24 protein-coding genes are annotated in these 26,918 nt (G+C 54.9%); 8 read left to right on the top strand and 16 right to left on the bottom strand.

The features are described from left to right. Positions 1–9 precede the first annotated feature (9 nt). Positions 10–1,380, bottom strand: coding sequence for a bifunctional UDP-N-acetylglucosamine diphosphorylase/glucosamine-1-phosphate N-acetyltransferase GlmU (gene glmU, locus EH164_RS22310; protein WP_124971076.1), 1,371 nt, complete (start codon positions 1,378–1,380; stop codon positions 10–12). 343 nt (positions 1,381–1,723) lie between these two features. Here glmU and EH164_RS22305 point away from each other — a divergent pair, with 343 nt between their 5' ends. Then, a complete protein-coding gene (locus EH164_RS22305; RefSeq protein WP_124971073.1) occupies positions 1,724–3,829 on the top strand; it encodes a right-handed parallel beta-helix repeat-containing protein in 2,106 nt (701 codons plus the stop codon). Positions 3,830–4,162: 333 nt separating this feature from the next. Here the strand turns inward: EH164_RS22305 and EH164_RS22300 are convergent, their stop codons facing one another. The 13 genes from EH164_RS22300 to asnC form a co-directional block, all read right to left on the bottom strand. Continuing rightward, positions 4,163–4,582, bottom strand: a complete 420-nt coding sequence (locus EH164_RS22300; protein ID WP_042714842.1) for a F0F1 ATP synthase subunit epsilon — start codon at positions 4,580–4,582, stop codon at positions 4,163–4,165. Between the two features lie 20 nt (positions 4,583–4,602). Next, on the bottom strand, positions 4,603–5,985 hold the full coding sequence (gene atpD / locus EH164_RS22295) for a F0F1 ATP synthase subunit beta (RefSeq protein ID WP_124971070.1): 1,383 nt from the start codon (positions 5,983–5,985) through the stop codon (positions 4,603–4,605). A 26-nt stretch (positions 5,986–6,011) separates the two neighbouring features. Continuing rightward, entirely contained in the window at positions 6,012–6,875 is an 864-nt protein-coding gene (gene atpG, locus EH164_RS22290; protein ID WP_124971067.1) for a F0F1 ATP synthase subunit gamma, read from the bottom strand. A 50-nt stretch (positions 6,876–6,925) separates the two neighbouring features. Next, positions 6,926–8,467: a F0F1 ATP synthase subunit alpha gene (gene atpA, locus EH164_RS22285; RefSeq protein WP_042714836.1), complete on the bottom strand. Its 1,542-nt coding sequence runs from the start codon at positions 8,465–8,467 to the stop codon at positions 6,926–6,928. Between the two features lie 12 nt (positions 8,468–8,479). Continuing rightward, entirely contained in the window at positions 8,480–9,013 is a 534-nt protein-coding gene (gene atpH, locus EH164_RS22280; protein WP_042714834.1) for a F0F1 ATP synthase subunit delta, read from the bottom strand. Positions 9,014–9,026: 13 nt separating this feature from the next. After that, positions 9,027–9,497 (bottom strand): F0F1 ATP synthase subunit B, encoded by a 471-nt coding sequence (gene atpF, locus EH164_RS22275; RefSeq protein ID WP_042714832.1) that lies wholly within the window; start codon positions 9,495–9,497, stop codon positions 9,027–9,029. Between the two features lie 58 nt (positions 9,498–9,555). Then, complete coding sequence (gene atpE, locus EH164_RS22270; RefSeq protein WP_007369368.1) at positions 9,556–9,795, bottom strand: F0F1 ATP synthase subunit C; 240 nt, start codon at positions 9,793–9,795, stop codon at positions 9,556–9,558. Positions 9,796–9,843: 48 nt separating this feature from the next. Continuing rightward, the gene (atpB, locus tag EH164_RS22265) at positions 9,844–10,662 is read right to left on the bottom strand and encodes a F0F1 ATP synthase subunit A (RefSeq protein WP_076769280.1); all 819 of its coding nucleotides are present in this window, start codon (positions 10,660–10,662) and stop codon (positions 9,844–9,846) included. A gap of 8 nt (positions 10,663–10,670) precedes the next feature. Next, entirely contained in the window at positions 10,671–11,051 is a 381-nt protein-coding gene (atpI, locus tag EH164_RS22260) for a F0F1 ATP synthase subunit I (RefSeq protein WP_124971064.1), read from the bottom strand. 618 nt (positions 11,052–11,669) lie between these two features. After that, on the bottom strand, positions 11,670–12,293 hold the full coding sequence (rsmG, locus tag EH164_RS22255) for a 16S rRNA (guanine(527)-N(7))-methyltransferase RsmG (protein WP_042717098.1): 624 nt from the start codon (positions 12,291–12,293) through the stop codon (positions 11,670–11,672). A gap of 95 nt (positions 12,294–12,388) precedes the next feature. Next, positions 12,389–14,278, bottom strand: coding sequence for a tRNA uridine-5-carboxymethylaminomethyl(34) synthesis enzyme MnmG (gene mnmG, locus EH164_RS22250; protein WP_094422635.1), 1,890 nt, complete (start codon positions 14,276–14,278; stop codon positions 12,389–12,391). A gap of 372 nt (positions 14,279–14,650) precedes the next feature. Then, the gene (gene mioC / locus EH164_RS22245; RefSeq protein ID WP_124971061.1) at positions 14,651–15,100 is read right to left on the bottom strand and encodes an FMN-binding protein MioC; all 450 of its coding nucleotides are present in this window, start codon (positions 15,098–15,100) and stop codon (positions 14,651–14,653) included. Between the two features lie 117 nt (positions 15,101–15,217). Then, positions 15,218–15,676, bottom strand: a complete 459-nt coding sequence (gene asnC, locus EH164_RS22240; protein ID WP_039054911.1) for a transcriptional regulator AsnC — start codon at positions 15,674–15,676, stop codon at positions 15,218–15,220. 151 nt (positions 15,677–15,827) lie between these two features. Between asnC and asnA the strand changes: the two genes are divergently transcribed. Then, positions 15,828–16,820: an aspartate--ammonia ligase gene (asnA, locus tag EH164_RS22235; protein ID WP_124971058.1), complete on the top strand. Its 993-nt coding sequence runs from the start codon at positions 15,828–15,830 to the stop codon at positions 16,818–16,820. On the opposite strand, the gene viaA is transcribed toward asnA, so the two are convergent. Then, positions 16,817–18,268 carry an ATPase RavA stimulator ViaA gene (gene viaA / locus EH164_RS22230; RefSeq protein WP_124971055.1) on the bottom strand — a complete coding sequence of 484 codons (1,452 nt, stop codon included), beginning with the start codon at positions 18,266–18,268 and terminating at the stop codon, positions 16,817–16,819. The two genes, asnA and viaA, sit on opposite strands and share 4 nt — an antisense overlap. After that, a complete protein-coding gene (gene ravA / locus EH164_RS22225; protein WP_124971052.1) occupies positions 18,265–19,758 on the bottom strand; it encodes an ATPase RavA in 1,494 nt (497 codons plus the stop codon). The genes viaA and ravA overlap by 4 nt, the downstream gene beginning before the upstream one ends. 223 nt (positions 19,759–19,981) lie before the next feature. Between ravA and kup the strand changes: the two genes are divergently transcribed. The 6 genes from kup (at position 19,982) to rbsK (ending at position 26,915) form a co-directional block, all read left to right on the top strand. Continuing rightward, the gene (kup, locus tag EH164_RS22220; RefSeq protein ID WP_076769276.1) at positions 19,982–21,850 is read left to right on the top strand and encodes a low affinity potassium transporter Kup; all 1,869 of its coding nucleotides are present in this window, start codon (positions 19,982–19,984) and stop codon (positions 21,848–21,850) included. 203 nt (positions 21,851–22,053) lie between these two features. Next, a complete protein-coding gene (rbsD, locus tag EH164_RS22215; RefSeq protein WP_124971049.1) occupies positions 22,054–22,473 on the top strand; it encodes a D-ribose pyranase in 420 nt (139 codons plus the stop codon). A gap of 7 nt (positions 22,474–22,480) precedes the next feature. Beyond that, positions 22,481–23,986 (top strand): ribose ABC transporter ATP-binding protein RbsA, encoded by a 1,506-nt coding sequence (gene rbsA, locus EH164_RS22210; protein WP_124971046.1) that lies wholly within the window; start codon positions 22,481–22,483, stop codon positions 23,984–23,986. A 5-nt stretch (positions 23,987–23,991) separates the two neighbouring features. Next, a complete protein-coding gene (gene rbsC / locus EH164_RS22205; protein WP_094422624.1) occupies positions 23,992–24,957 on the top strand; it encodes a ribose ABC transporter permease in 966 nt (321 codons plus the stop codon). Between the two features lie 26 nt (positions 24,958–24,983). Then, positions 24,984–25,874, top strand: a complete 891-nt coding sequence (gene rbsB, locus EH164_RS22200) for a ribose ABC transporter substrate-binding protein RbsB (RefSeq protein ID WP_076769274.1) — start codon at positions 24,984–24,986, stop codon at positions 25,872–25,874. A gap of 111 nt (positions 25,875–25,985) precedes the next feature. Next, complete coding sequence (gene rbsK / locus EH164_RS22195; protein ID WP_124971674.1) at positions 25,986–26,915, top strand: ribokinase; 930 nt, start codon at positions 25,986–25,988, stop codon at positions 26,913–26,915. Positions 26,916–26,918 lie beyond the last annotated feature (3 nt).

The raw sequence follows: 26,918 nt of genomic DNA, 5'->3' as shown, positions 1-26,918 counted from the left end.
CTTATTGCTTTACTTCTTTTTCACCGGGCGTTGCCAGCCCTGCTTGTGCACCTGCGGCACACGGCTTAATACCAGCTCGTTTTCGGCGATATCGCGGGTAACGGTGGTACCAGCGGCGATGGTCGCGCCTTTGGCGACCGTGACTGGTGCCACCAGCTGCGTATCGGAGCCGACAAACACATCATCACCAATGATGGTTTTGAATTTATTGGCACCGTCGTAGTTGCAGGTAATCACCCCTGCGCCGACATTGACGTTGTCGCCAATCTCCGCGTCGCCGAGGTAAGTCAGGTGACCCGCTTTTGAACCTTTGCCGAGACGCGCTTTTTTCATCTCGACGAAGTTGCCGACGTGCGCGCCGGCCAGCAGCTCTGCGCCCGGACGTAAACGGGCAAACGGCCCGATGGTGCAATCCGCTTCGAGGCGGGCATCTTCCACCACGCTGTAGGGGCTGATCTCGCAATCATCGCCAATCACGCAGTTCTTCAGGATCACGCCTGCGCCAATCTTCACGCGATTACCCAGCGTAACGTTGCCTTCAATGATGACGTTGGTGTCGATCTCAACATCGCGGCCATGAGAGAGTGTGCCGCGCAGATCGAAACGCGCCGGATCGCGCAGCATCACGCCTGCCAGCAGCAGTTTTTCTGCCTGTTCAGCCTGGTACGCACGCTCGAGACGCGAAAGTTGCAGGCGGTTATTCACCCCTTCCACTTCGCTTAAGCGCTGCGGATGAACGGCGGCAATTTCACGCCCTTCGTGATAAGCCAGGCTGATAATGTCCGTGATGTAGTATTCACCCTGCGCATTATTATTGGTCAGCTTAGCGAGCCAGCGCTTCAGATCCGCGCCGTTGGCGATCAGAATGCCGGTGTTGATTTCATTAATCTGCCGCTGGGCTTCAGTGGCATCTTTCTGCTCAACGATGCCGGTGACCACGCCGTTTTCACGGGTAATGCGGCCATAACCGGTCGGATCGTCGAGTTTGACGGTAAGCAGCCCAATGCCGCCCTGCGGTTTGGCTTCACGCAGGCGCTCGAGCGTCTCGACGGAGATCAGCGGCACATCGCCGTAGAGCATTAAAATATCTTCATCGTCAGCAAAGAAGGGCGCCGCCTGCTGCATGGCGTGACCGGTGCCGAGCTGTTCCGCTTGCAGCACCCAGTTAAGTTTGTCGTCTACGAGGCGCTGTTTAAGCAGTTCGCCACCGTGGCCGTATACGAGATGAACATGATCCGCACCCAATTTCGTAGCAGCATCAATGACATGCTGCACCATCGCTTTACCTGCAAGAGTATGCAGCACTTTGGGAAGATCGGAATACATGCGTGTGCCTTTGCCAGCTGCAAGGATCACCACGCTCATTTTTGAGTTCAACATATTCGTCCTGACTATTATTTGGGAAAGAAGTTAACCTCTTTCATATTGAAAATACTACATATTTTGTAGCATGAAATGGAGTGCTGGTGAAACGCGCAATATTCCATTTAAAGAGCGCTGTAGCGCGCCTTTTGCGGGCAAAGTAAAGCACTTTACCGGCGGAAAGTCGCTCCATTTTTCACTGCTGCTCATTTATACAATGAGTTAGCCGTTATTTTTCATCCTGAATAAAGATCGCACAAAACAAAACGACGTTTTATTAAGCAAAGAGTGTGAGCTATAAAAAAGAAACAACGTTTCATATTGATGATAATCAACGGCAATTATCCATCAGGAGAATAAAATGAATTATAAAATACCTCTGGCCCTCGCGATATGCAGTTCTCTTGTCTGCGCCCCAGCCTTTGCTGAACCCACGGCAGAGTGGAAAGCTGTAGCTTTCGGCCAGTCGACCGACCTCAATTTCTCCTCAAACGTGCTTGCCGGAAAGATTGGCGTCAATGATGTGACGATTGCGGGTAAAAAGCTGACAACCGAAGCAATCGCCGATCTGTCGAAACCCATCACCCTTGAGAGCCGCGGCGGCAAAATTGCCAACACCCATGATGGCCTCACCTTCTTCTATACAAAGCTGCCGGTCAGCAAAAATTTTACGCTGCAAGCGACCGTCACCGTCGATCAGTTTGGCCCGGAAAATGGCGCAAAGCCTGCGGCACAAGAGGGCGCGGGCTTGCTGGTGCGCGATGTGATCGGTCCCGCGCGCCAGCAGCCGCTGCAAGAGGGGTATGAAGAGTTTCCTGCCGCTTCCAATATGGTGATGAACGCCATTATGACGCAGGACAAAAAGGATAATTTCCGCGTCAAAATGCAGGCTATCAGCCGGGAAGGCGTCACGCAGCCGTGGGGCAACGCCGGCGCGGCGATTGTCAAAACCAGCTATCGGGAAGAGGTGGATCTGCGCAAAACACCGGCTTTCCGACTTAAGCTTGAGCGTACTGATAACGGCTTTGTCAGCAGCTGGGCGCCCGCCGGGAGCGAGCAATGGGTCAGCCAGCCGATGCCACGCGCCGATCTCATTGCGGTACAGGACAAAGCATTCTATTACGTTGGTTTCTTCGCCTCGCGTAACGCGAAAATCACCGTTACCGATGCTTCGTTAACCACCTCAGAAGCCCACACGGTTGCTTCTGCGCCCTGGCAGCCGCCCGCGTTGCCGGTGGTGGTGCAAACCGCCTCACCCGCGCAAAGCGGCAGTGAGAAATACCTGCTCCAGGCGCGGGCCAACTACGATGGCAGCTTCAGCGTGCGGGAGAATGAAGTGGTGATCGGTAATGAGAAACCGATAAAAGCGGGCGAGATGTACACCCTGCCGACGCGACTGAAGCAAAACACCACTTTTGCGCTCACCTTCACCCCAAAAGCGGAAGGTAAACCCGTGGTTCAACAGATCCAGGTTGAGAAAATCGATCCGGTAGCGCTGACGCTGCATGTTTCGCCGCAGGGTACGGCTGAGGGCGCCGGCACTGCCGCCGCACCGCTGGATATCGCCACGGCAATCCGCTTGTTGCCGCCGGGCGGTAAAATCGTGCTACAAGCTGGCGATTACCCCTATACCGAAATTCCGCTGACGGCGAGCGGCCTGCTCAAACAGCGCAAAACGCTGGAAGCGGAGGGTAAAGTGGTGATCCATGGCCTGCTGCTTGATGCCAGCTACTGGCGGATCAAAGGGATTGAGGTGACGGAGAAGAGCCTGCGCATCCAGGGCAGCCATAACCTGATTGAAAAGGTAGTCGCCTGGCGTAACGACGATACCGGCATTCAGATCTCCTCCCCGGAGAAAATTGGCCGCGCGCTGTGGGCCAGCGATAACCGGGTGGTCGATTCAGAGTCCTGGGGCAATGAAGATGCGGGCAAGATTAACGCCGACGGCTTTGCGGTAAAAATGCGCGTAGGGGAGGGGAACCGGCTGATCCGCTGCTACGCCCATGACAATATTGATGACGGTTTTGACCTGTTTAACAAGATTGAAGATGGTGCCAATGGGGTAGTGGTGATCGAGAATTCAATTGCCCGCAACAATACCAGTAACGGCTTTAAGCTTGGCGGGGAAGGGCAGCCGGTGGCGCATCAGATCCGTAACAGTAAAGCGGTGGGTAACCATCTGGATGGGTTTACCGATAACTTCAACCCAGGCAGGCTGGTGGTAGAGAACAATATTGCGGCTGATAACCAGCGCTTCAATTTTATCTTCCGACCCAGCCCGTATGGCGACGCTTCAACGCAGGGGGTGTTTCGCGGCAACAAATCGGTGCGCAGCACGCCGGGTCGCTATGACGATGCGGTGATCGGGAATATTGATAACACTAACTACTTTATCAGGCAGGGAAAAAGCGTGAACAGCGAAGGGAAGGAGCTGGAGAGCGCGGCAGTGGAGGCGGCGCTGAAGTGATAGCCCGATGGCGCTCGCTTCTCCAGGCGGAGTCAGCGCAGCGCCACACGGCATCACAGCAATCAGTGATTGAACGTGCCGAAAGAGACGTTCATGTTGCTGAACATAGCGATGATTTTGTTGATCAGTTTCATGATGGCTTCCTTTTTGGATTTGGTTATGTGATGAACATCACAGAAAAGGAGTCTACGCCTCGCTGTTAAATCGCTCAACATTTTTGTGACATTTATCACAAAATATTAAAACACCTTTTTAGTTTCATTTTTCCTGAAACGCAGCCATAAAAAAAGCCAGCCTGGAGACCAGGCTGGCTTTTTAACGTTCAAGCCGGTGTTACATCGCTTTCTTCGTCAACTCGATAACACGCAGTTTCGCGATAGCTTTCGCCAGCTCTGCAGACGCCTGAGCGTAATCCACGTCACCGTGAGAGCCTTTGATGTGCTCTTCTGCTTTACGCTTCGCTTCCAGAGCTCGCGCTTCGTCGAGATCCTGGCCACGAATTGCTGTATCAGCCAGAACGGTCACGCTGCCAGGCTGCACTTCGAGAATGCCGCCGGACAGGTAGATAAACTCTTCATGACCGAACTGTTTAACGATGCGGATCATACCAGGCTTAATGGCGGTGAGCAGCGGTGCGTGACCCGGGAAAACACCCAGTTCACCTTCACTGCCCGTTACCTGGATTTTCTCGACCAGACCAGAGAACATCTGTTGCTCTGCGCTGACGACATCCAGGTGGTAAGTCATTGCCATATCACCCTCCGATTAAGGCGTTAAAGTTTTTTGGCTTTTTCCACGGCTTCGTCGATGGAACCGACCATGTAGAACGCCTGCTCCGGCAGGTGATCGTATTCGCCTTCCATGATGCCTTTAAAGCCACGGATGGTGTCTTTCAGGGAGACGTATTTACCCGGAGAACCGGTGAATACTTCCGCAACGAAGAACGGCTGGGAGAGGAAGCGCTGGATCTTACGAGCGCGAGCAACCACCAGTTTGTCTTCTTCAGACAGCTCATCCATACCGAGGATGGCGATGATGTCTTTCAGTTCCTGATAACGCTGCAGCAGAGACTGTACGCCACGCGCGGTGTCGTAGTGCTCCTGGCCAACTACCAGCGGATCCAGCTGACGGCTGGTGGAATCCAGCGGGTCAACGGCCGGGTAGATACCCAGAGAAGCGATCTGACGGCTCAGTACCACGGTTGCGTCAAGGTGCGCAAAGGTGGTTGCCGGAGACGGGTCAGTCAAGTCATCCGCCGGTACGTATACCGCCTGAACGGAGGTGATAGAACCGGTTTTGGTAGAGGTGATACGTTCCTGCAGAACACCCATCTCTTCCGCCAGCGTCGGCTGGTAACCTACCGCTGAAGGCATACGGCCCAGCAGAGCGGATACTTCAGTACCGGCGAGGGTATAACGGTAGATGTTGTCGACGAACAGCAGAACGTCACGACCTTCGTCACGGAACTTCTCAGCCATGGTCAGGCCGGTCAGTGCAACGCGCAGACGGTTTCCCGGCGGCTCGTTCATCTGGCCGTACACCAGGGATACTTTATCCAGTACGTTGGAGTCGGTCATTTCGTGGTAGAAGTCGTTACCCTCACGAGTACGTTCACCCACGCCCGCAAACACAGAGTAACCGGAGTGCTCAATCGCGATGTTACGGATCAGCTCCATCATGTTTACGGTTTTACCTACACCAGCACCACCGAACAGACCGACTTTACCGCCCTTGGCGAACGGACACATCAGGTCGATTACTTTGATGCCGGTTTCCAGCAGTTCCTGAGAGCTGGAGAGCTCTTCATAGGACGGCGCAGAACGGTGGATAGCCCAACGCTCTTCTTCACCGATGTCGCCTTTCATGTCGATCGGCTGACCGAGCACGTTCATGATACGACCCAGTGTTGCTTTACCTACCGGGACTTCGATCGGGTGCTGGAGGTCTGTTACTTGCAGACCACGACGCAGACCGTCGGAAGAACCCATGGCGATGGTACGTACGATACCGCCGCCGAGCTGCTGCTGAACTTCCAGCACCAGCGTCTCGTTACCATTCTGAACCTCAAGAGCATCGTACACGCGCGGTACGGCATCCTGAGGGAATTCGACGTCAACCACGGCGCCGATTACCTGGACAATTTTTCCAGTAGCCATCATGAATCCTCTACGAATTAACCTGGTTATACCGCGGATGCACCACCGACGATCTCGGTGAGTTCCTGAGTAATGCTGGCCTGACGAGCTTTGTTGTATACCAACTGCAGCTCTTTAATCAGGCTGCCGCCATTGTCGGTCGCGGCTTTCATCGCCACCATACGTGCGGCCTGCTCGCTGGCCAGGTTTTCAACAACACCCTGATAAACCTGAGATTCAACATAACGGCGCAGGAGCGTATCCAGCAGCGCTTTTGGATCGGGTTCATACAGGTAATCCCAGGATTTATGCTTCAACTCTTCATCTTCTGCAGCCGGTAACGGCAGCAGCTGAGTGATGGTCGGAACCTGAGACATGGTGTTGATAAATTTATTGCTAACAATATAAAGCTTATCCAGACGACCTTCGTCGTAAGCCTGCAGCATGACTTTCACCGGGCCGATCAGTTCTGACAGGGACGGGTTATCACCCATACCGGTCACCTGAGCTACCACGTTGCCACCAACAGAATTGAAGAAAGAGACGCCTTTAGAGCCGATCATCGCGAGTTCGCTCTGAACGCCTTTATCGGACCATGCTTTCATATCCGCCAGCAGTTTTTTGAACAGGTTAATGTTCAAGCCACCGCACAGACCACGGTCGGTCGACACTACCAGGTAGCCCACGCGTTTTACATCGCGCTCTTCCAGGTAGGGGTGCTTATATTCCAGATTACCGTTCGCAAGGTGACCAATCACTTTGCGCATGGTATCTGCATAAGGACGGCTGGACGCCATGCGATCCTGCGATTTACGCATTTTGGAAGCGGCGACCATCTCCATCGCTTTAGTGATCTTTTGCGTGTTCTGGACGCTTGCGATCTTACTACGTATCTCTTTTGCGCCGGCCATGAGCTTCTCCTCAATGCCTTACGGCCTGCCCTAAGACAGGCCGCCAGACGTTACCAGGACTGGGTTGCTTTGAAGGAATCGAGGATGCCTTTCAGCTTGCCTTCGATTTCGTCGTTATAGCCACCGGACTGGTTGATCTCTTGCATCAGCGGAGCGTGTTCACGGTCAACGTACGCCAGCAGAGCGGCTTCGAAGCTACCGATTTTCGCCAGTTCCACATCTTCGAGGTAACCGCGTTCAGCCGCGAACAGCACCAGGCCCTGCTGTGCAACAGACATAGGGGCATACTGTTTCTGTTTCAGCAGCTCGGTCACTTTCTGACCGTGGCTCAGCTGTTTACGGGTTGCTTCGTCCAGATCGGATGCGAACTGAGAGAACGCCGCCAGCTCACGATACTGTGCCAGTGCGGTACGGATACCACCGGACAGTTTCTTAATGATCTTGGTCTGCGCTGCACCACCCACACGGGATACGGAGATACCCGGGTTAACCGCCGGACGAATACCGGAGTTAAACAGGTTGGTTTCCAGGAAGATCTGACCATCAGTAATGGAGATTACGTTGGTCGGAACGAACGCGGAAACGTCACCCGCCTGCGTTTCGATAATCGGCAGGGCAGTCAGGGAGCCGGTTTTACCTTTCACTTCACCTTTGGTGAAGTTCTCTACGTATTCCGCGTTTACGCGGGATGCGCGCTCCAGCAGACGGGAGTGGAGGTAAAATACGTCGCCCGGGAACGCTTCACGTCCTGGCGGACGACGGAGCAGCAGGGAAACCTGACGGTAAGCAACGGCCTGTTTAGACAGGTCATCGTATACGATCAGCGCATCTTCACCGCGGTCACGGAAGTATTCGCCCATTGCGCAACCGGCATACGGCGCCAGGTATTGCAGTGCAGCGGATTCAGAGGCAGTTGCCACAACAACGATGGTGTTGGACAGTGCGCCGTGCTCTTCCAGTTTACGAACCACGTTAGCAATGGTGGACGCTTTCTGGCCGATGGCCACGTACACACATTTGATGCCGGAGTCGCGCTGGTTGATGATGGCGTCGATAGCCATCGCCGTTTTACCGGTCTGACGGTCGCCGATGATCAGCTCACGCTGACCACGACCGATTGGGATCATTGCGTCGACGGATTTGTAACCGGTCTGAACCGGCTGGTCGACGGACTGACGATCGATAACGCCCGGTGCGATAACTTCGATTGGCGAGAAGCCATCGTTATCAACCGGACCTTTACCGTCGATTGGCGCACCCAGGGTGTTCACCACACGACCCAGCAGGCCACGGCCAACCGGAACTTCAAGAATACGGCCAGTACATTTGACCTTCATGCCTTCGGCGAGGTCAGCGTACGGACCCATCACAACTGCACCTACGGAGTCGCGCTCCAGGTTCAGTGCGATAGCGTAACGGTTACCCGGCAGAGAAATCATCTCGCCCTGCATACAGTCGGCCAGGCCGTGGATGCGGATAACACCGTCGCTTACAGAAACAATAGTACCTTCGTTGTGAGCTTCACTCACAACACTGAACTGAGCAATGCGCTGCTTGATCAGTTCGCTGATTTCGGTGGAATTCAGTTGCATGCTCCAGTCCCCTTAAGACTGCAAGACGTCTGCAAGGCGCTCAAGACGGCCGCGTACGCTGCCATCAATGACCATATCACCCGCTCGGATGATTACGCCTGCCATTACAGACTTATCGATATTGCAATTCAGCTTCACTTTACGTGACAGACGTTTTTCCATCGCTGTGCTGATTTTCGCAAGCTGTTCTTCACTCAGTGCGGAGGCGGAAGTCACTTCGACTTCGGCGATAGCCTCGCTGGCCGCGCGCAATTGAATGAACTGCTCAAGAACATCAGGGAGCACCTTAAGACGACCGTTTTCGGCCATCACACGAATCAGGTTTTGGCCTTTTTCGTCCAGTTGCTCACCACATACGGCGATAAACGAGTCGGCGAGCGTTTCCGGTGCAATCGCACCGGAGAGCAGCTCGGCCATTTGTTCGTTTTTCGTCACCTCAGCGGCGAACGCCAGCATATCCTGCCAGCGGTCAACGCTTTGGGTTTCGACGGCAAAGTCAAAAGCTGCTTTGGCGTAGGGGCGAGCTACCGTTACAAATTCAGACATCAGCCCCTCCTCCTTACAGTTCAGCGACCAGTTTATTCACGATGTCGCTGTTAGCAGCTTCATCCACGGAACGCTCGATGATCTTCTCGGCGCCAGCAACAGCCAGCAGAGCCACTTGTTTACGCAGCTCTTCGCGAGCGCGTTTACGTTCGGCGTCAATTTCCGCCTGCGCCTGCGCCACGATTTTGTTACGTTCCTGCTCGGCTTCAGCTTTCGCTTCGTCCAGGATCTGAGCACGGCGTTTGTTCGCCTGTTCAATGATAACCTGAGCTTCAGCTTTCGCTTTTTTCAGCTGGTCGGTCGCATTGGCCTGTGCAAGATCCAGGTCCTTTTTGGCCCGTTCTGCGGAAGCGAGACCGTCAGCAATCTCTTTCTGACGTTTTTCGATGGCAGCAATCAACGGCGGCCATACATACTTCATGCAGAACAGAACGAACAGGACAAACGCGATGGCCTGGCCGAGGATTGTTGCGTTTAGATTCACAGCACAATGCCTCTTATCTGGTTAACGTTCTAAACAATTGCTTGAAAAGCAACCCTTACTACGCGACAGCAAACATCACGTACAGACCCAGACCCACAGCGATCATCGGGATTGCATCCACCAGACCCATAACGATAAAGAACTGAGTACGCAGCAGAGGAATCAGATCCGGCTGACGCGCAGCGCCTTCCAGGAATTTACCCCCGAGGATGCCGATACCGATCGCAGCACCGATCGCCGCCAGACCCATCATCACAGCGGCAGCCAAGTACAGCAGATCCATATTCAGGTTTTCCATGACAGTCTCCAGTTTGTTTCAGTTAAAACGTAGTAGTGTTGTTAAAAATCAGTGCTCTTCAGACGCCATCGACAGATAGACGATCGTCAGAACCATGAAGATAAAGGCTTGCAGCGTAATGATCAGGATGTGGAAAATGGCCCATGGCACATTCAGAATCCACTGTGACCACCACGGCAGAAGACCCGCGATCAGAATGAAAATCAACTCACCCGCGTACATGTTGCCGAACAGTCGCAGACCGAGAGAAACCGGTTTGGACAGCAGGCTCACGCCCTCAAGGATAAGGTTTACCGGAATAAATACCGGATGGTTGAACGGCTGGAGAGTCAGCTCTTTAGCGAAACCGCCAATACCCTTCATTTTGATGCTGTAGAACAGAATCAGGATAAACACGCCCAGTGCCATCGAGAGCGTGATGTTAACGTCAGCAGACGGCACCACACGCAGCGCAGGCAGACCGAACACATGCTCACCGATATACGGCAGCAGGTCGATAGGCAGCAAATCCATCAGGTTCATCAGGAATACCCAGACGAAAATCGTCAGGGCCAGTGGCGCGATAAGCTTGCTTTTGCCGTGGTACATGTCTTTGACGCTACCATTAACAAAACCAATCACCAGCTCGATCGCCGTCTGGAATTTCCCTGGTACGCCGCTGGTCGCTTTCTTCGCTACGCTACGGAACATCACCAGGAACAACAGACCCAGGACCACCGAGAAAAACATGGAGTCGATATTGAGCGTCCAGAACGTGGCCGGGGGGTTATGCGGATCCACCAGCGAGAAGGTACGCAAGTCAATCTGAAGGTTATTCAGATGGTGACCGATGTACTCCTGCGGTGTTGAAATTTCTCCTGCAGACATGATGCCTCTTACCCTTTGTTGTTAATTACAGCAGGTGCCAGTATCTGAACCACTAGCACCGAAACCCACGTGACTATCAGCGGCAAAAACACCGCCTTCAAAACTGCCAGCGCCACCACCAGTAACACGAATGTCAGTAACACCTTGAGCGCCTCACCGAAGGCGAAGGTCCAGGCCACACGGCCTTTAGAAGGTGTATTCGCCTGATGACGCCAGGCAAAAATCATAAACAACATATTCGGCAATAAGACTGCCATACCTCCGCTCACGGCGGAAATGCCCCAGAAGGGGTCTTTGAGGCTAAACAGCAATCCACTTGCCATTACTGCCAGAAACTGAATAAGCAGAAGCCTGCGAGCAACGTTTCGGCTAAAGAGCGACACAGACATATTCTTTCTTAACTCCTGCTCCCTTTGAGGTATGTCGCGTGTCGTATAAAACGTTCTTTACGGCCCGGAGTCAAGCATCAAAAAGCGGTCAAATTATACGGTGCGGCCTCGTGATTTCAAACAATAAGTAGCGAAAAGGTGAATAAATGTTTAAATATTTTTCCCGAGGTCTATTTTTAAACTTTTGTACAAACGATGAACCTTCGAGCAAAAGTGCAAATAACGCGAAAAACCCGGCGATAAAGCGTGCACCAGGTCACAATTTAAACATATATGCACCCATCGTTTTAAAAGCCCGCAGATTTTAATGCTTTTCATCTTTATGAAAACAAAGCCGATTTATCACAACTCTTTTTAAAACACTCACCTCCACAACAAAAACCTTTGTTTGACATTTTTAATAATTATTTTACAAGTCGACTTGGTTTTGGCTGCCGATTTTTAGCGGCCTGATATTTTCATTGTTGATTATTCTGATACTGAATGAAAAAAAGCGACGTTAAATGTCAGATAAATCCTGGTTAAATTTAAGTTAAATGTAACCGGAAGTATCACTCTTTTTCGTCGCCTTTTTTAACATTCATGCAACAGCATCAATGCAACATTTTTTGATAAAAATTAAACTTTGTTTGCTTTAACGATAACCAGATGGCGCTCGCCTTCCAGGTGCGGAACCTTTAATTCAACAATCGACTCCACGGCTAAGCCCGCAGGTAACAGCGCAATCTCATCTTCCGGCAATTGTCCTTTCAGGGCATAAAAGCGACCCGCGTCGCCCGGAAGGTGGTGGCACCAGCTCACCATATCGTTCAGAGAGGCAAAAGCGCGGCTGATTACACCGTCAAAAGGCGGCTCGGCGGGGAAGTCCTCGACGCGGCTCTGCACCGGCTCGATATTGGTCAGCTTCAGTTCATGCTGCACCTGGCGCAGGAAGCGAACGCGCTTGCCAAGGCTGTCGAGCAGCGTGAAGTGGGATTCCGGACGCACAATGGAGAGCGGAATTCCCGGCAGGCCGGGGCCGGTGCCGACATCGATAAAACGCGTTCCCTGCAGATGCGGCGCGACGACGATGCTGTCGAGGATATGGCGCACCAGCATCTCGTTCGGGTCGCGAACCGAGGTGAGGTTGTAGGCTTTGTTCCACTTGTGCAGCATTTCAACGTACGCCACCAGCTGCTGTTGTTGCTGATCGGACAGCGAAATGCCGGCTTCGGCCAGCAGACGAGAGAGTTTATTGAGCACAACGAATACCTGTTGAGAGACGAAATGGCGGATAGCGTGATGCTTATCCGCCTTTTAGCGTTATCAGGCCCGGCGTGCGGGCCTGAGTGATACGGTTATGCGCTGCGGCGCAGCATCCCTTGCTTCTTCAGCCACACCAGCAGAATCGAGATCGCCGCTGGCGTAATACCCGAGATCCGCGAGGCCTGGCCGATGGAAGAGGGCTTGTGATCGTTAAGCTTCGCGATCACCTCGTTCGACAGGCCATTTACCTGGCGGTAATCGAGGGTCGCCGGCAGGATCGTATTCTCATTGCGCTGCTGCTTCTCGATCTCATCCTGCTGACGGGCAATGTAGCCTTCATACTTCACCTGGATTTCAACCTGTTCCGCAGCCTGCTTATCTTCTAAGCCCGGTGCGAACGGCGTCAGCTGCACCAGCTGCTCGTAGGTCATCTCAGGGCGACGCAGCAGATCTTCACCGCTGGCTTCGCGCGACAACGGCGCGGTCAGCTGTGCGTTAACGATCGGCGCATGTTCAGAAGCCGGTGACACCCACTGGGATTTTAGGCGCTGGCGTTCGCGCTCAATGCTTTCCAGTTTCTCGTTGAAGCGCGCCCAGCGCTCATCATCCACCAGACCCAGCTCGCGACCGGCTTCGGTCAGACGCAGATCGGCGTTATCTTCGCGCAGCATCAGGCGATACTCCGCGCGGGAGGTAAACATGCGGTAGGGCTCTTTGGTGCCCAGCGTGCAGAGATCGTCCACCAGTACGCCCAGGTAAGCCTGATCGCGACGCGGTGCCCAGCCCTCTTTATCCGCCGAGTAGCGCCCGGCGTTCAGACCTGCCAGCAGACCCTGCGCGGCAGCTTCTTCGTAACCGGTGGTGCCGTTGATCTGGCCAGCGAAGAAGAGACCGTTGATATATTTGCTCTCGAGCGTCGGTTTCAGATCGCGCGGGTCGAAGAAGTCATACTCAATGGCGTAGCCCGGACGAACAATCTTCGCGTTTTCCATCCCCTGCATCGAGCGGACGATTTGCATCTGCACATCGAACGGCAGGCTGGTAGAGATGCCGTTCGGGTAAATTTCGTTAGAGGTAAGTCCTTCCGGCTCAAGGAAGATCTGATGCTGGTTGCGATCGGCAAAGCGCATCACTTTATCTTCGATCGACGGGCAGTAGCGCGGGCCGATCCCTTCGATCACGCCGGCATACATCGGGCTGCGATCGAGGTTATTGCGGATCACCTCATGGGTCTTTTCGTTGGTGTGCGTGATATAGCACGGCACCTGACGCGGATGCTGAGCGGCATTGCCCATAAACGAGAAGACCGGCATCGGATCGTCGCCGTGCTGCTGTGCCAGCACGCTGAAATCGATGGTGCGCGCATCAATTCGCGGCGGCGTACCGGTTTTCAGACGGCTGACGCGCAGCGGCAGTTCACGCAGACGGCGGGAGAGCGGGATCGACGGCGGATCGCCTGCGCGGCCACCGCTGTAGTTATCCAGACCGATATGGATCTTGCCATCCAGGAAGGTGCCGACGGTCAGTACCACCGCTTTCGCGCGGAACTTCAGCCCCATCTGGGTCACGGCACCCACCACTTGATCGTTTTCGACGATCAGATCCTCAACTGCCTGCTGGAAGATCATCAGGTTCGGCTGGTTCTCCAGCGCAGTGCGTACCGCCTGGCGATAGAGTACGCGATCCGCCTGAGCACGGGTCGCCCGAACGGCAGGGCCTTTGCTTGCGTTTAGTATCCTAAACTGGATCCCGGCATGATCGATCGCTTTCGCCATCAGCCCGCCCAGTGCATCCACTTCTTTAACCAGGTGTCCTTTCCCAATACCGCCGATCGCCGGGTTGCAGCTCATCTGCCCCAGTGTGTCGATATTGTGTGTCAAAAGCAGAGTCTGCTGACCCATACGCGCTGCGGCCATTGCGGCCTCAGTGCCTGCATGACCCCCGCCAATGATGATGACGTCAAAAGGATCCGGATAAAACATGGTGGTATGCCTCGCCTGAGCGGTTAGAAAGTGAATTTGTGGCCGGGCCGTGGATTCTACTCAACTTTAGTCCAGTGAGAAAGACTCCGGATCCCGGCTATTAAAAAGAAGATCTTTATATAGAGAGATCTGTTCTATTGTGATCTCTTATTAGGATCGCGATGTCTTGTGGATAAGCCGGATCATCGCTTTAAGATCAGTTCATTAGGAAGGATCATTAACTGTGAATGATCGGTGATCCTGCAACGTATAAGCTGGGATCAAAAGGGCTAGTTATACACAGGGCGGATCGGGGAGCAGAGTTATTCATTGGATAACTACCGGTTAATAAGCGCTTTTAAGCCTAGTTATCCACTGCTGATCGCACGATCTTTACACAATATTGAGCAATTTAATCCAGGATCCCAGCCACTCTTCGGCCGGATCCTCCGGAATATCGTGATCGAGGATGTTGATCTTCAGCGTTTCACCGATCTGTTTGGCACCATTTTTCTTCAGCCCGGCTTCCATTTTTTCGATCGCCTGACAGAAAGTGTCATATTCACGGCTGCCGATACCGATCGCACCAAAACGAATCTGCGACAGATCCGGGTTCAGCTCATTAAGCTCTTCATACATTGGCAGCAGGTTGTCCGGGATATCGCCCGCGCCGTGGGTGGAAGTGACCACCAGCCAGAGCCCCTGTTGCGGCAAATCCTCTAATAACGGCCCATGGAACGTAAAGGTATTGAACCCTGCTTCCTCCAGCTTTTCAGCCAGATGTTCTGCTACGTATTCCGCACCGCCAAGGGTGCTGCCGCTAATAAGAGTAATGTCTGCCATGAACCCGCTCCGTTTTAATCGCCCTGCGACGACAAAGTGGGGCGTATTGTACGCTGTGAATGAGCTGGGATCTACCTGTGGACAATGCGGGTATTGATCGTGGATGAAAACGCCCGGTTACGGGCGGATCGTGCGCATGATGGGGTTTTGCAACGAGATCAATGTCTCGGTGGACTGGATCTCATCAATAGTCTGGATCTTGTTGATAAGTACCTGTTGCAGCGCGTCGATCGAGCGGCACATCACTTTAATAAAGATGCTGTAGTGTCCGGTGGTGTAGTAGGCTTCGGTCACCTCTTCGAGGCTCTCCAGTTTTGCCAGTGCTGAGGGGTAATCTTTAGCGCTCTTCAAAATGATGCCGATAAAGCAGCAGACGTCGTAACCGAGTTGCTTCGGGCTGACGTCGATGCGCGCGCCGGTGATAATGCCCGCCTGCTTCATCTTCTCTACCCGCACATGAATGGTGCCTGGGCTTACGCCGAACTGCTTCGCCAGTTCAGCATACGCCGTACGGGCATTGGCCATTAACGCTTCGAGGATGCCGCGATCCAGATTGTCGATCTGATAATTTTCCATACGTTTTTCTTATGTAGATTAATGATTCATTCTATTTTAACCGGCTATTTTATCGATTCAAAAGCCTGTTGGCCTTTTTAATTGTGGATTATTGAACTGACGCCTGTTTCTGTTGCTTAATTGCAAGCCTACGCAGACAGGAGTTAAAAAAATGAAAACCGCCTACATCGCAAAGCAACGCCAGATTGCCTTCGTGAAATCCTTCTTCTCTCGCCAGCTGGAAGAGAAACTGGGCCTGATTGAAGTGCAGGCACCGATCCTCAGCCGGGTAGGGGATGGCACGCAGGATAACCTGTCGGGTTGCGAGAAAGCGGTACAGGTCAATGTGAAGACGCTGCCGGATGCCCGCTTTGAAGTGGTGCACTCGCTGGCAAAGTGGAAACGTCAGACGCTGGGGCAACACGATTTCAGCGCGGGTGAGGGGCTTTACACCCATATGAAAGCCCTGCGCCCCGATGAAGATCGCCTCTCGCCCATTCACTCCGTGTATGTGGATCAGTGGGACTGGGAGCGCGTACTGGGGGATGGTCAGCGCCAGCTGGCGACCCTGAAATCGACCGTTGAGGCGATCTGGTCCGGGATCAAAGCGACCGAAGCCGCGGTTAGCGAAGAGTTTGGTCTGGCACCGTTCCTGCCAGAACAGATCCACTTCGTGCACAGCGAAACGCTGCTCAGCCGCTTCCCGCACTTAGATGCGAAAGGGCGCGAAAAAGCGATCGCCAAAGAGTTGGGCGCTGTCTTTCTGATGGGTATTGGCGGCAAGCTTAGCGACGGCAAGCGTCACGATGTTCGCGCGCCGGATTATGATGACTGGAGCACGTCAGTCGAAGCCGGTTTCAGCGGCCTCAACGGCGATATCCTGGTGTGGAACCCGGTGCTGGAGGATGCGCTGGAGCTTTCATCTATGGGGATCCGCGTTGACGCTGAAGCACTGAAGCGCCAGCTGAAACTGACCGGCGATGAAGAGAGGCTGCAACTCGACTGGCACCAGGCGCTGCTGCGCGGTGAGATGCCGCAAACCATCGGCGGCGGCATTGGTCAGTCGCGCCTCACCATGCTGCTGTTACAACTCTCGCACATCGGCCAGGTGCAGTGCGGCGTATGGCCCGCCGCCGTGCGCGACGAGATTGCCGGCCTGCTTTAACGCCGCCAGCGGCGCAGCAAGCGGCTGCGCATCCCGGTATCAAAGCGCCAGATATGGTCAAAGATGCGCATGATGCCGGGTTTACCGTGGGCTGACATCGCCACCGCGTGAAAGCGGTGTTGATGCAGCCGTTGTAGCTCCTTTACCTTACCGATCACCTCGTCCGGCAGCCGCTGGGCGATAAAGTCAGAGATCACCACCGCATCGGCGTCATACCACTCGCCGCCCTGCATCCGCTCAATCACCGCCCGAAAGCAGCTCGCCAGATCGGTACCGCCGCGAAAGCGCTGGCTCAGAAAGCGGATCGCCTGCTCCAGCCCGCTATCGCAGGTCAGTTCATAACGCACCACTTCGCTGGAGAAGAGCATAATAAAGCAGCGCCGTTTGTCCGCCAGCGCCACGCGCATCAACGCCAGGCAGAAGGCTTTCGCGCACTGTTCGTTGAAGCCGCCCATGGAACCGGAGGTGTCGACGCAGACAATAAACGGCCCGCGCGGCTGCTCATCAAAATCCTGATGAATAACCGGACGCTCAGTGATCTTTTCGTGCCAGGCATCGCCGTGAAGCCGGTAGGTCAGCAACTGCTTCTCCACCAGCCGCCGGTAAAACTCATACTCCAGCTCGGTAATGCCGAGAGTCGCCAGCTCAGGCGGCAGCAGGCGCAGAATATCGTCGCTTTGATGCAGGCCATCGACCTGCTCCGGCACCGTCGACGGCTCGCGCACCAGGCTGCGGAAGGTCTCCATCGGAGCGTCTTTACGCGGTACCGAACGCGCCTCCCGCGAACGGCCCAGCTGTTCTGCCAACTGCTGGAGTTCGGGCTGCTCTTTGAGGAAATCACCATATTTGACGATCAACTGGTAATCACCCCGTTTTAGCTGCCCGGCGCTCATATCCCACAACCTGCCGGCCGCGTTCTCATTTTCAATCAACACCGGTTCAAGCTGGCCGCTGAGGGTCATGCGCGCCTGCACCTCACTCAGCAACTGTTCGCGCTCCTCCTCCAGCAGTTGCTGGTTAAAGGCGGTGGTCTGCACCACCAGGCTCAGACGCCAGCGCTGAAGAAAGAGCGTATGCAGTGCCGGAGTGAAGGCCGGGTTATCGCTGACCATCTGGCGAGCCTGTGCCGCGAAAGGGGATTGCACCTTATCAAGCAGCGCCAGGGTTTGCGGCAGCTGAACGGTAAACTGCGAGGTGGAGAGCAGCTGGCTTTGCTGAAAGGCCAGCACCTCTTCCGCCAGCGTTTTGGGTACTTCCGCCTCTTTAAGGTGCTTTTTTAGCGTTTCGCGCCAGCGCGGCAAATCTTCCGTAATGGCATGCTTGAGCTTGGGAAACTTTTCAAAAAAGATCGCCAGCTGCGGCGAGGCCAGTAAGAGGATAATAAGATCCTCTATCAACGCCTCTTCGCTGATGGTCAGCATCACATTGAGCGTATCGAGTGGGATCATTGACGCGCCTGTTGGATCTGCGCTCTGACATCCTGCAGGCTGGCTTCAATGCGACCCAACCAGTCGCTGGAGATAAACAGACACTTCTGCTGTTCGCTAAAACGGGTGTGCTGCTGGTGCCAGGTGGTGTCCAGCGCCTCCAGTTGTTGCCTGATCTCATCCGGCACGTTCTCTGACGCTGTACCCGGCAGCGCCAGGCGCGAGCTCTGCAAACTGACATCGCGCACCAGCAGGTGCTGGCTGGCATCCACTTCCATATTGAGCGGCTGGGCAAAGCCAATGCCGTTAAGTTTGCCGCGGATCTCACCCCCTTTCGTCAGCCACTGCTCCAGCGCACTGCGCTCAAGGGTAATGTGGATAACGTTAAGATCGTGCAGTTTCAGCGGTTGCTGTAGCAGAAGCGTCAGTACCGGCTCGGTCAGATCCGCAGGAAGTTCGTAATGGGGACGACGGCTGAACATGCCGCCCTGACGTTCCACTCTGAGGGCGGTTTTATCGCTTTGCTGCTGCTGAAGTTGCAGGTGTCGCTGGGCTATCGCACTCAACTGCGTCACCATCGCTTGCTGCTGCCAGGCGTGCCCGGTCATCAAAACGTCAAGCTGCTGTTGCAGCAGGCGCAGGCTTTCCGCGTCGTGCCACAGGCAATCTTTCAGCAGGATCAGGTCGATGGGGGCCACCGCGTCGCGGCCGCTGAACAGGGCGCTGGCCTGCAACAGGCGAATCGCTTTTTTCCAGCGCCGGTCGGAAACATAAGGCGCGTTCGGCAGGGTATCCAGCTGCTGGCGCAGGGTGTAAATCAGCTCAAACACCGGTTCCGGAAGCGCCACCTGCGAAATGTCATGCTGCCAGCGAACGTACTCTTCGTCGGTGATTTGCAGCTCCGCCGGTACCGGGTTTTCACTCTCACTCTGCTGGCTGATTAGCATCGAGCGGAAGTTGCTCTTCTCCTGCACTTTGTCGAGCCAGAGACGAATCAGCATGCGGTCATAGAGCGCTTCCAGGCTGCTGTCCGCTTCCGGTAGTTCGTTAGAGGCCGCCACCAGCAAGCGCATCGGAATATGATCTTCACTGGCACCGTTACGGAAACGGCGTTCGTTAATGGCGGTCAGCAGAGTGTTGAGGATCGCCGGGCCTGCTTTCCAGATTTCATCCAGAAAGACGATTTCCGCTTCCGGTAAATAGCCGCTTGTGAGACGCTCATAGCGCCCTTCATCTTTCAGCGCCTGAATGGAAAGTGGGCCGAAGACCTCTTCCGGTGTAGAGAAACGGGTCATTAAATATTCAAAGGCGCGGGCATTTTTGAAGGCGAATTTCAGGCGGCGGGCAATCAGGCTTTTGGCGATGCCCGGTGGACCCAGCAGGAATACGCTTTCGCCGCTCAGGGCGGCGAGCAAACAGAGCCTGATCGCATGGCTGCGCTCAAAAAGGCCTTTCTCCAGCGCGCTGCTGAGGCGGGAAATTCTTTCTGCTAATAGATGTAAGTGAGCCATAATGAATCTGCGTCCTTTCGCCGTGGTTTCCGGCTTGTCAGAGCGATTATAAACGTTCCTGAAAGTGCCTGTAATAGACTGAAGAACGGCTTTGTTTTCATTGAGCCAGATTAATGTGGTTGCATTTAGGGGTACGATTCTGTCGATAATCGTGCATACTGTGCGCTTTTTGTGGGCCAAGGGACTAAGCACACATAATTGCATTCAATCAAAAGATTAGTCTATGAGCACTGATAAGAAACAATCGTTACCCGCGGTCACTCTCGCGGCAATTGGGGTTGTCTACGGTGATATTGGTACCAGCCCACTCTATACACTGCGTGAATGTTTGTCCGGCCAGTTCGGCTTCGGCGTTGAGCGCGATGCCGTCTTTGGCTTCCTGTCGCTGATTTTCTGGCTACTGGTTTTTGTCGTCTCGATTAAGTACCTCACCTTCGTGATGCGGGCGGATAACGCCGGTGAAGGTGGGATCCTGACGCTGATGTCGCTGGCCGGGCGTAATACCTCTGCCAGAATGACCTCGGTGCTGGTGATTATGGGCCTGATCGGCGGCAGCTTCTTCTATGGCGAAGTGGTGATTACGCCCGCCATCTCGGTGATGTCGGCCATCGAAGGCCTTGAGATTGTTGCGCCCTCCCTCGACACGTGGATTGTGCCGCTCTCCATCGTGGTGTTGACGCTGCTGTTTGCGATTCAAAAACATGGCACCGGGCTGGTGGGCAAACTCTTTGCGCCGATTATGCTGGCGTGGTTTTTGATTCTGGCCGTGCTCGGCGTGCGCAGCATTATTGCCAACCCGGAAGTGCTGCAGGCGCTTAACCCGATGTGGGCAGTTAACTTCTTCTTGCAGTACAAAGCCATTTCGTTTGTTGCCCTCGGGGCCGTCGTGCTCTCAATTACCGGCGTGGAAGCGCTCTACGCGGATATGGGCCACTTCGGTAAGCTGCCGATCCGCGTGGCGTGGTTTAGCGTGGTGCTGCCATCGCTGGTGCTGAACTACTTTGGTCAGGGCGCGCTGCTGCTGAAAACCCCCGAAGCGATTAAAAACCCCTTCTTCCTGTTAGCCCCTGAGTGGGCGCTGATCCCGATGCTGATTATCGCCACGCTGGCGACGGTGATTGCCTCGCAGGCGGTCATTTCCGGTGTCTTCTCCCTGACGCGCCAGGCGGTACGCCTCGGTTATCTGGCGCCGATGCGGATTATTCACACCTCGGAGATGGAGTCCGGGCAGATCTATATCCCGTTTATCAACTGGCTGCTCTACTTCGCGGTGGTGCTGGTGATTGTCAGCTTCGAGCACTCCAGCAACCTGGCGGCGGCATATGGTATTGCAGTGACCGGTACCATGGTGCTGACCACCATGCTCTTCACCACCGTGGCGCGCAAAAACTGGCACTGGAATAAGATTCTGGTCGGCATGCTGCTGCTCTTCTTCCTCTGCATTGATGTGCCGCTCTTCTCGGCGAACCTCGATAAGATTGTCTCCGGCGGCTGGCTGCCATTGAGCCTCGGTCTGGTGATGTTCCTGGTGATGACCACCTGGAAGAGCGAGCGTTTCCGCCTGCTGCGCCGGATGCATGAGCACGGTAACTCGCTGGAAGCGATGATCGCCTCGCTGGAGAAATCGCCGCCGGTTCGCGTGCCGGGCACCGCGGTTTATATGTCCCGCGCGCTGAATGTCATTCCCTTTGCGATGATGCACAACCTGAAGCACAACAAGGTGCTGCATGAGCGTGTGATCCTGCTGACGCTGCGCACTGAAGACGCGCCTTATGTGCATAACGTTCGCCGCGTACAGATTGAGCAGCTTTCGCCCACTTTCTGGCGCGTAGTGGCAAGCTACGGCTGGCGCGAAACGCCGAATGTCGAAGAGGTGTTCCACCGCTGCGGGCTGGAAGGGCTGAGTTGCCGGATGATGGAAACCTCCTTCTTTATGTCCCACGAGTCGCTGATCCTCGGTAAACGCCCGTGGTATCTGCGCCTGCGCGGTAAGCTCTACCTGGTATTGCAACGCAACGCCCTGCGCGCACCGGACCAGTTTGAGATCCCACCTAACCGGGTAATAGAACTCGGTACGCAGGTCGAAATCTGACACTTTTCAAACCCCTCCCTAAGAGGGGTTTTTGTTATCAATTGCCAGAAATTTCCCTTAAGAAAGCTGCGCCGTTTTTTTCGCGATCACGATGAGCGAAACGTTTCGATTTCGATCACACTTCTTCAATCAGACGATAGTTTTCAGAACAATCTTCGTACTACACTGCCGTCAGCGAAACGTTTCGCTCATGGAGCAAAAATATGAAAAAAGGTTGTGTTCTGAACGCTGATATTTCTTCTGTCATCTCTCGTCTTGGTCATACCGATACGCTGGTGGTGTGTGATGCCGGGTTGCCGGTGCCGCGCAGTACGCAACGCATTGATATGGCGTTAACCCAGGGCGTGCCTTCCTTTATGCAGGTGCTGGAAGTGGTGACCGCGGAAATGCAGGTTGAGGCCGCAATCATCGCGTCGGAGATCAAGCAGTTGAATCCGCAGCTCCACGAAACGTTGCTCACTCACCTTGAGCAGCTGCAGCAACACCAGGGGAATACCATCGAAGTGCGGTATGTTACGCACGAACAATTCAAAAAAGAGACCGCAGGTAGTCAGGCGGTTATTCGCAGCGGGGAGTGTTCCCCGTTTGCGAATATCATTCTCTGTGCCGGCGTCACCTTCTGAGGCGATCATGGACGCATTACTGCAACTTAAAGGCATTGATAAATCCTTTCCCGGCGTCAAAGCCCTCTCCGGCGCGGCGCTGAACGTCTATTCCGGTCGCGTGATGGCGCTGGTCGGTGAAAATGGCGCCGGAAAGTCGACAATGATGAAAGTGCTGACCGGCATCTACAGCCGCGACGCCGGTTCGCTGCTCTGGCTCGGCAAAGAGACCACCTTCAGCGGGCCAAAATCCTCTCAGGAAGCGGGCATCGGCATTATTCACCAGGAGCTGAACCTGATTCCGCAGCTCACCATTGCTGAGAACATCTTTCTTGGCCGCGAATTTGTTAACCGCTTCGGCAAAATCGACTGGAAAAAGATGTTTGCCGAAGCCAATACGCTGCTGGCTAAACTCAATCTGCGCTTTAAAAGCGATCGCACGGTAGGCGAGCTCTCCATTGGCGATCAGCAGATGGTCGAAATCGCCAAAGTGATGAGCTATGAGTCGCAGGTCATCATTATGGATGAGCCGACCGATGCGCTGACCGATACCGAAACCGAGTCGCTGTTTCGCGTGATCCGCGAACTAAAAGCGCAGGGGCGCGGCATCGTCTATATCTCCCACCGTATGAAAGAGATCTTCGAGATTTGCGATGACGTCACCGTGTTTCGCGACGGGCAGTTTATTGCCGAGCGAGAGGTCGCGACGCTAACGGAAGATACGCTGATTGAGATGATGGTCGGCCGCAAACTGGAAGATCAATATCCGCGTCTGGACAAAGCGCCGGGCGAAGTACGGCTTCAGGTCGATAATCTCTGCGGGCCGGGGGTTAATAACGTCAGCTTTACGCTGCGCAAAGGCGAGATCCTCGGCGTCGCCGGGCTGATGGGTGCCGGGCGTACGGAGCTGATGAAAGTGCTGTATGGCGCACAGCCGCGCACCAGCGGCTATGTCACCCTCGACGGTCACGAAGTGATCACCAAAACGCCGCAGGATGGGCTGGCGAACGGCATCGTTTACATCTCCGAAGATCGCAAGCGCGACGGGCTGGTGCTCGGCATGTCGGTAAAAGAGAACATGTCGTTGACCGCGCTGCGCTACTTCAGCCGCACGGGCGGCAACCTTAAGCATAAAGAAGAGCAGCAGGCGGTAAGCGATTTTATTCGTCTGTTCAATGTTAAAACGCCGTCGATGGAGCAGCCGATCGGTCTGCTCTCCGGCGGTAATCAACAAAAAGTGGCGATTGCGCGCGGTCTGATGACCCGCCCGAAAGTGCTGATCCTCGATGAGCCGACGCGCGGCGTGGACGTCGGGGCGAAGAAAGAGATTTACCAACTTATTAACCAGTTCAAGGCCGATGGCCTGAGCATCATTCTTGTTTCGTCGGAAATGCCGGAGGTGTTGGGCATGAGCGATCGCATCATGGTGATGCATGAAGGGCATCTCGGCGGGGAATTCACGCGCGAGCAGGCCACTCAGGAAGTGTTGATGGCTGCCGCTGTGGGCAAGCTTAATCGTGTGAATCAGGAGTAAGAGAGATGACTACCCAGGCCGTTTCTGGTCGCCGCTATTTCAGCAAAGCGTGGCTGATGGAACAAAAATCGCTGATTGCCCTGCTGGTGCTGATCGCCATCGTTTCGACCATGAGTCCCAACTTTTTTACCGTCAATAACCTGTTGAATATTCTCCAGCAGACCTCCGTCAACGCCATTATGGCGGTGGGCATGACGCTGGTGATCCTGACCTCGGGAATCGATCTGTCCGTCGGTTCTCTGCTGGCGCTCACCGGTGCGGTAGCCGCTTCGCTGGTGGGTATGGAGGTGAATGCGCTGGTGGCGGTCGCCGGTGCGCTGGCGCTGGGTGCGGCGGTGGGTGCTGTGACCGGCACTATCGTCGCCAAAGGCCGCGTGCAGGCATTTATTGCCACGCTGGTGATGATGCTGCTGCTGCGCGGCGTGACGCTGGTTTACACCAACGGCAGCCCCGCCAATACCGGCTTTACCGCTAACGCCGATATTTTTGGCTGGTTCGGTATCGGTCGCCCGCTCGGCGTGCCTGCTCCGGTATGGATCATGGCGATTGTCTTTATTGCCGCCTGGTATCTGTTACATCACACCCGTCTGGGGCGCTACATCTATGCGCTGGGCGGTAACGAAGCGGCGACGCGTCTCTCCGGTATTAGCGTCGATAAAGTCAAAATCATCGTCTACTCCCTGAGCGGCCTGCTGGCCTCGCTGGCGGGCATTATCGAAGTTGCGCGTCTCTCCTCAGCGCAGCCGACTGCGGGCGCGGGTTATGAACTGGATGCAATTGCCGCGGTGGTGCTGGGCGGTACCAGCCTTGCCGGCGGGAAAGGTCGTATTGTTGGGACATTGATCGGCGCATTGATTCTTGGCTTCCTCAATAATGGCCTGAATTTGTTGAGCGTTTCTTCCTATTACCAGATGATCGTTAAAGCAGTGGTGATTCTGCTGGCGGTGCTGGTAGACAACAAAAAGCAGTAATTCCCTACACAACAGGACTCATGAACATGAACATGAAAAAACTGGCCACTCTGGTTTCTGCTGTTGCCCTGAGCGCCACGGTAAGTGCGAACGCGATGGCGAAAGACTCTATTGCTCTGGTGATCTCGACCCTGAATAACCCCTTCTTCGTCTCGCTGAAGGATGGCGCGCAGAAAGAGGCCGACAAACTGGGTTATGACCTGGTGGTGCTGGACTCGCAGAACAACCCGGCGAAAGAGCTGGCCAACGTCCAGGATTTAACCGTTCGCGGCACCAAGCTGCTGCTGATCAACCCGACCGATTCCGATGCGGTTGGTAACGCCATCAAAATGGCTAACCAGGCCAAAATCCCTGTCATCACGCTCGACCGCGTCGCCAGCAGCGGTGAAGTAGTAAGCCATATCGCCTCTGATAACGTGCTCGGCGGTAAGATCGCCGGTGATTACATCGCCAAGAAAGCGGGTGAAGGCGCGAAAGTGATCGAGTTGCAGGGGATTGCCGGGACGTCCGCCGCGCGTGAGCGTGGTGAAGGTTTCCAGCAGGCGGTTGCTGCGCACAAATTCAAAGTCCTCGCCAGCCAGCCAGCTGACTTCGACCGCACTAAGGGTCTGAACGTAATGCAGAACCTGCTGACCGCGCATCCGGACGTGCAGGCAGTCTTCGCCCAGAACGATGAGATGGCGCTCGGTGCGCTGCGCGCGCTGCAGACCGCGGGCAAAAGCGACGTGATGGTGGTCGGCTTTGACGGTACGCCGGATGGCGAAAAAGCGGTAAACGACGGCAAACTGGCTGCTACCGTTGCCCAGCTGCCGGAGCAGATCGGCGCGAAAGGCGTTGATACCGCAGACAAAGTGTTGAAAGGCGAAAAAGTTTACGCTAAAAATCCGGTTGACCTGAAACTGGTCATCAAGCAGTAACAGAACGTTCAGGCTCGATGTACGTTCTGTCAGCCTGAGGGACAAGGTAATAAAAGAAAAGCATGGCACGCGCCACCGTTCGCGGTGGCGCACTTTATGGACACGCTCATCATGAAAACCGCAGGCAAACTCGTCGTTCTTGGCAGTATCAATGCCGATCACATTCTTAACCTTGAATCTTTCCCGACACCCGGCGAAACCGTAACCGGCAATAACTATCAGGTTGCTTTCGGCGGCAAAGGGGCCAATCAGGCGGTCGCGGCCGGACGCAGCGGCGCGGATATCGCGTTTATCGCCTGCACCGGCGATGACGATACCGGCGCGCGGGTGCGTAAGCAGCTCGCCAGCGACAACATCGATGTGGCACCCGTCAGCGTGGTTGCGGGTGAGTCGACCGGTGTGGCGCTGATTTTCGTTAACGGCGAAGGGGAGAATGTCATCGGTATTCATGCTGGCGCTAATGCCGCGCTCTCCACCGAACGTGTGGCTGAGCAGCAGACGTTAATTGCAGAGGCGTCGGCACTGTTAATGCAGCTGGAATCACCGGTTGAGAGCGTGCTGGCGGCGGCCCGTATCGCACAGCAAAACCAGACTACGGTCGCGCTAAACCCTGCCCCGGCCCGGCAACTCTCTGATGAGCTGCTGGCGCTGGTGGACATCATTACCCCCAACGAGACCGAAGCGGAAAAACTCACCGGCATCGCGGTTTCCAGTGATGAAGATGCGGCGCGTGCCGCGCGGGTGCTGCATGATAAAGGCATCCGTACGGTCATCATTACTCTCGGCAGCCGCGGCGTGTGGGCCAGCGTAAACGGTGAAGGCAAGCGCATACCGGGTTTTAAGGTGAAAGCCATTGATACCATCGCCGCGGGCGACACCTTTAACGGCGCGCTGATGACTGCGCTGCTGGAAGAGAAGCCGCTGGATGAAGCGATCCGCTTCGCCCATGCTGCGGCGGCTATCGCCGTGACGCGCAAAGGAGCGCAGCCTTCTGTTCCGTGGCGTAATGAGATTGATGATTTTCTTGCTCAGCAGGGGTGACGC

The sequence above is a fragment of the Kosakonia sp. CCTCC M2018092 genome (assembly GCF_003864115.1).
GTDB lineage: Bacteria > Pseudomonadota > Gammaproteobacteria > Enterobacterales > Enterobacteriaceae > Kosakonia > Kosakonia cowanii.
The sequence above is the reverse complement of the archived record's forward strand: the minus strand, read 5'-3'. Positions and strand labels throughout refer to the sequence as shown.

Bases quoted from the DNA above. Each gene is read 5' to 3' on its own strand.
- glmU (WP_124971076.1), bottom strand. From the start codon at position 1,380: ATGTTGAACTCAAAAATGAGCGTGGTGATCCTTGCAGCTGGCAAAGGC.
- EH164_RS22305 (WP_124971073.1), top strand. From the start codon at position 1,724: ATGAATTATAAAATACCTCTGGCCCTCGCGATATGCAGTTCTCTTGTC.
- EH164_RS22300 (WP_042714842.1), bottom strand. From the start codon at position 4,582: ATGGCAATGACTTACCACCTGGATGTCGTCAGCGCAGAGCAACAGATG.
- atpD (WP_124971070.1), bottom strand. From the start codon at position 5,985: ATGGCTACTGGAAAAATTGTCCAGGTAATCGGCGCCGTGGTTGACGTC.
- atpG (WP_124971067.1), bottom strand. From the start codon at position 6,875: ATGGCCGGCGCAAAAGAGATACGTAGTAAGATCGCAAGCGTCCAGAAC.
- atpA (WP_042714836.1), bottom strand. From the start codon at position 8,467: ATGCAACTGAATTCCACCGAAATCAGCGAACTGATCAAGCAGCGCATT.
- atpH (WP_042714834.1), bottom strand. From the start codon at position 9,013: ATGTCTGAATTTGTAACGGTAGCTCGCCCCTACGCCAAAGCAGCTTTT.
- atpE (WP_007369368.1), bottom strand. From the start codon at position 9,795: ATGGAAAACCTGAATATGGATCTGCTGTACTTGGCTGCCGCTGTGATG.
- atpB (WP_076769280.1), bottom strand. From the start codon at position 10,662: ATGTCTGCAGGAGAAATTTCAACACCGCAGGAGTACATCGGTCACCAT.
- atpI (WP_124971064.1), bottom strand. From the start codon at position 11,051: ATGTCTGTGTCGCTCTTTAGCCGAAACGTTGCTCGCAGGCTTCTGCTT.
- mnmG (WP_094422635.1), bottom strand. From the start codon at position 14,278: ATGTTTTATCCGGATCCTTTTGACGTCATCATCATTGGCGGGGGTCAT.
- mioC (WP_124971061.1), bottom strand. From the start codon at position 15,100: ATGGCAGACATTACTCTTATTAGCGGCAGCACCCTTGGCGGTGCGGAA.
- asnC (WP_039054911.1), bottom strand. From the start codon at position 15,676: ATGGAAAATTATCAGATCGACAATCTGGATCGCGGCATCCTCGAAGCG.
- asnA (WP_124971058.1), top strand. From the start codon at position 15,828: ATGAAAACCGCCTACATCGCAAAGCAACGCCAGATTGCCTTCGTGAAA.
- viaA (WP_124971055.1), bottom strand. From the start codon at position 18,268: ATGATCCCACTCGATACGCTCAATGTGATGCTGACCATCAGCGAAGAG.
- ravA (WP_124971052.1), bottom strand. From the start codon at position 19,758: ATGGCTCACTTACATCTATTAGCAGAAAGAATTTCCCGCCTCAGCAGC.
- kup (WP_076769276.1), top strand. From the start codon at position 19,982: ATGAGCACTGATAAGAAACAATCGTTACCCGCGGTCACTCTCGCGGCA.
- rbsD (WP_124971049.1), top strand. From the start codon at position 22,054: ATGAAAAAAGGTTGTGTTCTGAACGCTGATATTTCTTCTGTCATCTCT.
- rbsA (WP_124971046.1), top strand. From the start codon at position 22,481: ATGGACGCATTACTGCAACTTAAAGGCATTGATAAATCCTTTCCCGGC.
- rbsC (WP_094422624.1), top strand. From the start codon at position 23,992: ATGACTACCCAGGCCGTTTCTGGTCGCCGCTATTTCAGCAAAGCGTGG.
- rbsB (WP_076769274.1), top strand. From the start codon at position 24,984: ATGAACATGAAAAAACTGGCCACTCTGGTTTCTGCTGTTGCCCTGAGC.
- rbsK (WP_124971674.1), top strand. From the start codon at position 25,986: ATGAAAACCGCAGGCAAACTCGTCGTTCTTGGCAGTATCAATGCCGAT.